5 protein-coding genes (1 of these 5 only partly in view) are annotated in these 6,000 nt (G+C 44.3%); 2 read left to right on the top strand and 3 right to left on the bottom strand.

Annotation, left to right across the window (positions count from 1 at the left end):
* Positions 1 to 84 carry the 5' end (the start) of a hypothetical protein gene (locus LEP1GSC194_RS12685; protein WP_017810088.1) on the bottom strand. It extends 645 nt beyond the left edge of the window, so only the first 84 of its 729 coding nucleotides appear in the window; it begins with the start codon at positions 82 to 84; the stop codon falls past the left edge of the window.
* Positions 85 to 593: 509 nt separating this feature from the next.
* On the opposite strand from LEP1GSC194_RS12685, the gene LEP1GSC194_RS12670 reads away from it, so the two are divergent.
* Positions 594 to 1,973 carry a protein-disulfide reductase DsbD family protein gene (locus LEP1GSC194_RS12670; protein ID WP_020773935.1) on the top strand — a complete coding sequence of 460 codons (1,380 nt, stop codon included), beginning with the start codon at positions 594 to 596 and terminating at the stop codon, positions 1,971 to 1,973.
* A 282-nt stretch (positions 1,974 to 2,255) separates the two neighbouring features.
* Here LEP1GSC194_RS12670 and LEP1GSC194_RS12665 read toward each other — a convergent pair whose 3' ends face one another.
* Both LEP1GSC194_RS12665 and LEP1GSC194_RS12660 read right to left on the bottom strand, forming a co-directional pair.
* Positions 2,256 to 3,191: a prolipoprotein diacylglyceryl transferase gene (locus LEP1GSC194_RS12665; protein ID WP_020773973.1), complete on the bottom strand. Its 936-nt coding sequence runs from the start codon at positions 3,189 to 3,191 to the stop codon at positions 2,256 to 2,258.
* A gap of 69 nt (positions 3,192 to 3,260) precedes the next feature.
* Positions 3,261 to 4,277 carry a M23 family metallopeptidase gene (locus LEP1GSC194_RS12660; RefSeq protein WP_020773938.1) on the bottom strand — a complete coding sequence of 339 codons (1,017 nt, stop codon included), beginning with the start codon at positions 4,275 to 4,277 and terminating at the stop codon, positions 3,261 to 3,263.
* 53 nt (positions 4,278 to 4,330) lie between these two features.
* Between LEP1GSC194_RS12660 and pcnB the strand changes: the two genes are divergently transcribed.
* Positions 4,331 to 5,833, top strand: a complete 1,503-nt coding sequence (gene pcnB / locus LEP1GSC194_RS12655; RefSeq protein ID WP_020773955.1) for a polynucleotide adenylyltransferase PcnB — start codon at positions 4,331 to 4,333, stop codon at positions 5,831 to 5,833.
* The last annotated feature ends 167 nt before the right edge of the window (positions 5,834 to 6,000 follow it).

Raw genomic sequence — 6,000 nt, 5'->3', positions numbered from 1 at the left:
CTCCGCAAAAATCGGAGCGGTTTCCAGGTTCAGAATTATCCCTAAAAGGATACGGTAGAATAGTCTTAGGATTCCCGGGTGCATTCAGAATGATTTTCGGCAGATTTTAATTTTTAGGTGAGAGCGGAATGTTCGCAAAACCCGGCGAATCTTTCCAATTTCCGGATCGATCGACGATTCGCTCTCTTTTACGGTAAAGCGAGCCTTTGTGGAATGTCTGAATCGTGTTCGATTTGGATGTCAAAAAATCGGAGTTTTGAATTCTTTCTTATAAAGCGATACTCCGATTCGAAAGATTCCACCTTAAAAAACGTGAGTTCGATATAACAAATGCGAAAGCGATTATATGTTGCGAGCTGCGGAACGACCTATCGGGAGCGAACGTACTTTAGTTTTTTATTCGCCCAAATTTTTTTACGCCGAACTCATGTTAAAAAAGGAGATCTCCTCTGTAAAAAAAGTATCCTTTGAAATCGGCTCCGAGTCTAAACTACAAGTTCGGGATCTGTTTGGCGGGAATGAGGTTGACCTCTGATTTTTTAACGGAAGCATAGTTCTCGGAACGAAGTTTTATCTTTTGGGTCTTTTGATTCGTGTTACGGAAAATATTTCAATATAAGAATTTTCTAATCCGCTTTGCAGTTTTGAACATCCTATTTTTTTGGGGATCAAACCTGCCTCTTTCCGCGGAAAGTTTGCCCGGTTCTTGGTTTTCCGAGTTGCGTAGATCCGTTGGAGAAGGAGTTTCCGGCGGAACTTTTGACTGGACAACCGGTTTTATTTTGATTGCGGGCGGGTTCCTTTCCAGTCTCTTACCCTGCGTTTATCCGTTGTATCCGATCACGGTCGGAATCGTAAGAGGGAGGGGAGAAGGTTCTCCCAAAATTCTTCATCCTGCGATTTACTATTTCGGTTTGGTCACGGTTTATGCTTCTTTTGGTCTGATCGCCGGGTTTAGCGGCGGAGCGTTTAACGTAATCTTGCGTTATCCGATCGTCAATCTCGTACTTTCCATCCTGATTTTTTTATTGGCTCTCGGATCTCTGGATTGGATCCATCTTCCTTTTTTTCAGCCCAAGGAAGTAAAAGCCGGGCAAGGTCGCGGCGGAACGTTTTTATTGGGAATGGGAGCGGGGCTTCTTTCTTCTCCCTGTGTCGGTCCGGTTGTAGTCGCGATTCTTTTACAGATCACGGCAGGTTCCGGTGTGATCTCGATCGATTCCGTGTTTCTTGCGTCCCTTAAGATGTTCCTATTCGGAGTCGGTCTCGGATTTCCGTTTTTAATGATCGGAGTTTTCGGCTTGAGTCTTCCTAAATCGGGAAAGTGGATGCGTTGGATTCAGTGGGTTCTCGGAATTTTCGTATTATACTTTTCTTATACATACTTTCAAAAATCCCTTTCGAGTTGGGGAGTTTCCGATTCATCGATTCCTTTGGCTGCGTTCGGGATTTTATTCTTACTTCTTTGTATCTATTTTTTTCTTCCGGAAGAATGGAATCGTTACGTGAGAATGAAGAAGGCTCTCCTTCTCGGCGGGGTCGTTTTATCTGCGGCAGGGCTCGTAATTCTTTTGGTTCCGAATTTCGGGGGAATCCATTCCGCAACGGAAATAGAAACGAAGGGAAATCTTTCCTGGTTTCGATCTCCTTCCAAAGCGTATGCGGAGGGTGCGGACACGGGAAAAAAAGTGTTCATCGATTTTTATGCGGATTGGTGCACGAACTGCAAAACTTTCGAGGAACTCACACAAAACGATTCCGCCTTAAACGAGGCCCTGCAGGGAGCGGTCCTTTTAAAAATCAAAGACCAGGATCCTATTTTTGAAACGTATGCAAAAGATCCCCGTTTCGAGGAATTGAAAATCGGCCTTCCGTTTTTCGTGATCTTGGACGAGGAAGGGAATCTTTTGTATAAGAATACGGATTATCAGGATACGACTACGATGATCAAAACTCTAAAAGGACAACTTTAAAATGACACTGAGGCTCGAGGCAAAAAACAGGAGCGTTCGTTTATTGTAAAATGAGTTTGGGCGTTGCCGCTGTTGCGGCCGGGCTCTCTGCTCTGGTCAAGTTATTGTATCTTATGGAAAGTGAACGTTTTTTATTCTCACGCAATAACTTGACCTCGCTTCGATCCCTAACGCGGGAAAGTCTATAGTCTCTTGAATGAATGTAAAACTCCTTGAATCGAGTCTACGCTATTTTAGAATCCCTAAACGGCCTTTGAAAAATCAAATTCAATTTTTTGAATATTATGTCGTGACAGTTTCTTTTTTCCAGAGTTTACCGTGAATCATGAAAAAGGCCCCGGCTAAAATGATCGCCACCGAAACCCATTGCGACTGGGAAAAACCGTGCCAGTAATACTGACTTAGGAAAGCCGGATTTTGTTCCGCATTCGGAATGTTGACAAACGAAGGAGGATCGATGAAAGGAAACACCGCTTTGTTGACCCTCAAAAATTCCACCATCAATCTGGCAAAACCGTGCAGAATCAGATACTGAGCCCCGATGGAAAATTTTTTAAAGTTCTGGTCTTTTGCCCAAAACTGGAAGTATGCAAAAAAGATAAAGGATACGATCGATTCGATCAGAGGGGTGTTCCAAACGGGAACTCCGGAAGGATGGGCGCCGTGATAGTCAAAAACCAAAAGTGGAATTCTCATCTCGGTCGCAAAACCGTAACAGCCGTCGCCTGAAACCCAACAACCCAATCTCCCGATCGCATAACCGATCGCCATACTCGGAACCGCCGCGTCGAGATACGACGGGATATCGAGTTGGAAATATTTCATGTAGAGACTGATAAAAAGAATTCCGAACAGAAATCCTCCGTAAAACACGAGTCCGCTTCCGGAAAACAAATTGTCCCAAAGAGCCATTCTTCCCGGAAAACCGTACCAATGTGTGAGAGGATAAAAATATTTTCCGTCAAAACCGGGAGTTTCCACAAAAATCTGATCCCAGATTTCAAAGACGAAGAAAATCTTAGCTCCGACCAAGGTTCCGAGGATTCCTAAAAGGAGAAGCCAATCGGAATGTTCCGGCTCGAGACCTCTGCGTTTTAATTCTTTCGGAAGCAGATAAGATGCGGCTAAAAACCCCAACATCATCAGAATGCTGAACGTGGACGGTCCGTCCCAGTTGAAGAATTGTTTGAGAAACGGCACTGGAATTCTATCGATCATAGTCTTACCAATACTCTCGATTGCGACAATCGATCAACCCATAATCTAACGTGAGTTCGGAGCAGCCGTTCATTCGATATTGATGAATTCGGCGGGATCCAGGGGAGGATCTTGTCCGATATGAACCTCATAGTGAACGTGAGGCCCCGTGGCCTTACCGGTGGAACCTACCAAACCGATCAGATCTCCCCGTCTTACGATCTGATTTTTTTCTACGAGAATTTGAGAGCAGTGACCATATACGGTGAAAATTCCGTTTAAGTGGTTGATCCGAATATTCATCCCCAAACCGCCCGAAGATTGACCGGATTCCACCACGATGCCGGGGGCGGTCGCGTAAATCGGAGTTCCTTCCGCAGAGGCGAAGTCCACCCCCGAGTGATGCTCCCCCAATATGACGAGACCGAACGGATCGACTCGACCCCCGAACGTGGAGGAAACAAAGCCGACTCCCGGTTTGAGAGGACGTCCTCTCGGAAGTGCGTAAAGAATCGATTCCCTTTCTTCCAGATAATCGAACGCGTTTTCAAAGGCCTGACGAATCCGAAAGAGTTCAATGTTCTGAACCGCGAATCCTTCGACCGTATTTTTATAAAGTTCCAGGTTCGTTTCGGAATCGGGAATTTCCTTTTTGAGGCGAAACTCGGGAATCACTTCGTAAGTCAGAATTCGTTTCCAAGGAACCTCGTCCCAAGCCACCAGATTGAGCTGTTCTGTCTTTCTTTCCAAACCGCGGATTTCCTTTTTTGCGTCCTGGAGAAGCATATCGTAGTAAAGATATTGACTTACATTCTCGTCGCTTTTCTGAAACAGGTCTTGGTCGGGGTGATAAAAAAAATTCAGATAAGAAAGAAAAACAAACGCTAGGACCAAAATGAGTCCGGAAAGAATTCCGAGGAACCAAGCCATAAAGACGTTGAGTTCGATGGTAATCACGTTTTCGTGACTGTGTGGGACGAGTAAAAAAGAGATTTTTTTGGAACCCGATTCTTTGAATTTCCGAAATCGATTTTTGAATTTGAGAATTTTGACCTGCAGACGCTCGGAATGGGTCAATTGGAGATTGTACTTTGCCGGGCTTGTCATAGATTTTTACTTGCAGGTAAGGGGATCGACGGGATTATAGACCCATTCTTTATATGAAATTCCTGTCCAATCTGTTCAAGAAAAAAATAGGATCAGTTGAGGATATTCTCTCTCACCCGGACGGCAAACGTTACTACCGGGATGCCCATCTGATCCGCAAAAACATGATAGATGAGGACGCGGTCAAAATCATCCACAGGCTGAATAAATTCGGTTTTAAGGCTTATATCGTGGGAGGGGGAGTTCGCGACCTTCTTCTAGGAAGAAAGCCGAAAGACTTCGACGTAGTCACTAACGCGACTCCGAACCAGATTAAAAAAATCTTCAATAATTGTCGTATCATCGGAAGAAGATTCAAAATCGTGCATATACTTTTCCGCGGAAAAGTGATCGAAGTCAGTACCTTTCGTTCCCTGCCCGATTATCGGCTTGGGAAAGCTGTGGAAGATCAAGATTACCTCATCAAGAGAGATAACAAATTCGGCACACCTCAGGAGGACGCCGCTCGCAGAGACTTTACAATCAATTCCTTATATTACGACGTAAGAAACGATTCCATTATCGATTACGTCGGCGGTTTTGATGACATTCGTAATAAAGTATTGCGCGTAATCGGAGATCCGGATATTTCCTTTCGCGAAGATCCGGTAAGAATGTTACGGGCCGTGAAGTTCGCGGAGATTTTGGGTTTAACGATCGAAAAGAGCACCTCTAAGGCGATCCGAAAACACAAGATCGAATTGGAAAAGGCTTCCAGTTCGAGAATGTTGGAAGAATACAATAAAATCTTTCGTACTTGGAAAACTTCCCTGATTTTTCAGGGAATGGCGGAACACGGACTTTTGGAAGTTCTCTTTAAGGAAGCCTTTGAAAAGGAAAGAAAGAGGAACTCCAATTTCGGCGAAAAGTTTTTGGAAACCAATATCGGAAAACGTCTTGCGATTGCGGACAAACTTCTGACCGAAAGGGAGGAGATGACTCCTCATATCTTTTATTCTCTGATCTTTTCGGATCTCGCCGCCGAAGCATTACAAAAAGAGAATATGAATCTGGTTCCCGCGATCAAAAACAGTTTGGAACCGATTTTCAATCGACTCGAAACTCCCAAAAAAGACAAGGATCGTTTGATCAAAATTTTCGCGAGCCAGCAGAGATTTTTAAGCACCGAAGACGAAAAATCCTCTCAGAATAATTTCTTTCGTATGAAGGATTATTTTTACGACGCGTTTATGGTTTTTAAGATCGGAGCGATCGCGGAAAACGACGAAAAGGCGATTCAGAGCGCGTTTTTCTGGGAAATTTCCGTAAGAAAAAGACCGATCCCCGTAAAAAGATTTAACAGCGGGGGCGGCGGTGCAGGCGGCGGCGGTTCTCGTCCCAATAAAAATCGAAATAAGAACTTTCAAAAGAATCGGGAAGAAGGCGGCGGGCGGGATCGCCCGAATAGAAGGGAAGAAAATCAAAATTCTTCCGAGTCCGAAAAACCGAATCGTAGAAATCAAAACGAGGACGTTGAACGGGATTTTCCCGGAGAAAATCCGGGAGATGAATTTTAGAAAAACCGAAAAAAACTCGTTCCGAATTTTTTGAAAACGAGTTTTAAGAGCGTTCGGGAAATCATTCGATTTTTTGAATGTGAAGTTGGTTCTTCGGTTTTTTTGCCCGTTGCAGGACTAACCGATGCGAAAGCGATTGATGCGGAGTCAATAAATTGAAACTAAAG

The organism is Leptospira alstonii serovar Sichuan str. 79601 (assembly GCF_000347175.1).
Taxonomy (GTDB): domain Bacteria; phylum Spirochaetota; class Leptospiria; order Leptospirales; family Leptospiraceae; genus Leptospira; species Leptospira alstonii.
Note: the sequence above shows the minus strand (reverse complement) of the source record. Positions and strands in the feature narration are given on the sequence as shown.

Bases quoted from the DNA above. Each gene is read 5' to 3' on its own strand.
- LEP1GSC194_RS12660 (WP_020773938.1), bottom strand. From the start codon at position 4,277: ATGACAAGCCCGGCAAAGTACAATCTCCAATTGACCCATTCCGAGCGT.
- pcnB (WP_020773955.1), top strand. From the start codon at position 4,331: ATGAAATTCCTGTCCAATCTGTTCAAGAAAAAAATAGGATCAGTTGAG.
- LEP1GSC194_RS12665 (WP_020773973.1), bottom strand. From the start codon at position 3,191: ATGATCGATAGAATTCCAGTGCCGTTTCTCAAACAATTCTTCAACTGG.